Annotated in this window: 1 protein-coding gene; it reads left to right on the forward strand. The window is 43.7% G+C overall.

Going from position 1 to position 1,455, the window contains the following annotated elements; genetic code table 11:
• Positions 1-345: 345 nt before the first annotated feature.
• Positions 346-1,455: SAM-dependent methyltransferase (locus BHE97_RS19485; protein WP_140400282.1), on the forward strand; the 1,110-nt coding region annotated here is incomplete at its 3' end.

Below are 1,455 nucleotides of genomic sequence, written 5' to 3' on the forward strand. Positions count from 1 at the left end.
CCAGGAAACAGCCTAGGAACACGAGAGTACCGAATTGGATAGCGGCTGACTGCTATATTGACCTGTAGGTGAATCAATTGTGAGCTGTGATGTACCATGGAAACGGTAGTTTTCCATCAAGGATTGTTGTTGAAGAGCTCCGATCAACTCGTTTTTAAGCTGTTGTCGATCTACACAGCTTGTCACGATGAAGGTGAGCAGTATAATCATGATTGTGATTGTAGTCGTTCGTTTCATAGTTAGAGATTAGCTCCATTCCGTGTTTGGTTTACAATTGAATCGTTTTGATTACCCCATTATAACGTTTCAAGCTTACTTTGTCTAAAGAGAAGAGAGGGATAGTTGGTGACTCACATTGAACTTGGCAATCCGCAATTGGTTGATGAAATTGTAGCAAGGATGTCGGAAACGAGTAATCAATTGCTCTCATTCCATGATTATATGGCATTATGTCTATATCATTCACAGTACGGTTATTATTCAAATTCGATACCGAAGATTGGTAAGGACGGAGATTTTTATACGGTTTCCTCGATTGGTTCATTAATGGGTGAGATGCTAGCGAAAACTTTTGTTCACTATTGGCGTGAATGCGGCATTCCAGAACATCTGTCCTGCTGGATTGTGGAATGGGGAGGAGGGACAGGTCGTTTAGCAAGTCAAATATTAGACGAGCTCCAGCAATGCTATCCCGAGCGATATGAACATATTCGTTATACGATTGTCGATCGCAGTGGGTATCATCAATGGTTACAAAAGAACAGCTTGCAACCTCATCGTGAACGTATACGAGTGGTGTCGCCTGAACAGTGGGATAACGTTGGACAGGAACAAGGGTTGCCCCCATGTAGCATCATACTTTCCAATGAATTGCTGGACGCATTTCCAATTCATCGCTACTCCTATCAAACCGGGAATTGGTACGAGTTGTTCGTTGGTTGGGATGAAGACGAGCAGCGATTCGTTGAACACCGATTGCGTGTCGAGGATCAATCTGTATCCGAGTTTGTGCCACAACAGATCAAATTAGCTGACGGACAGGTGATCGAATATAATCGTCATGTGGCGGATTGGATAAAGCAGGTAACAAGTGTGATGCAGTCAGGAATGCTGGTAACGATTGATTATGGTGAGCTGGCAGAGGTGTTATATGCTCCAGCACGTATGGAGGGAACGTTGATGTGCTATTATCGACATCAGGCGAATACGAATCCTTATCAGCGTGTTGGTGAACAGGATATAACCAGTCATGTGAATTTCAGTTCATGTATTGAAGTGGGTCAATCCGTCGGCCTAACTCGTTGGACATATGAGACGCAACAGCAGTTTTTATTACGTTCCGGAATATTGGAGCGATTGCAGTCGCATCATGAATCAGACCCCTTCCATCCGATTGCCAAACGCAATCGAGCAATCCGACAATTGATTACGCAGGATAGTATGGGTCAAGTGTTT

This window comes from Aeromicrobium sp. PE09-221 (genome assembly GCF_002174305.1).
Lineage (GTDB): Bacteria > Actinomycetota > Actinomycetes > Propionibacteriales > Nocardioidaceae > Aeromicrobium.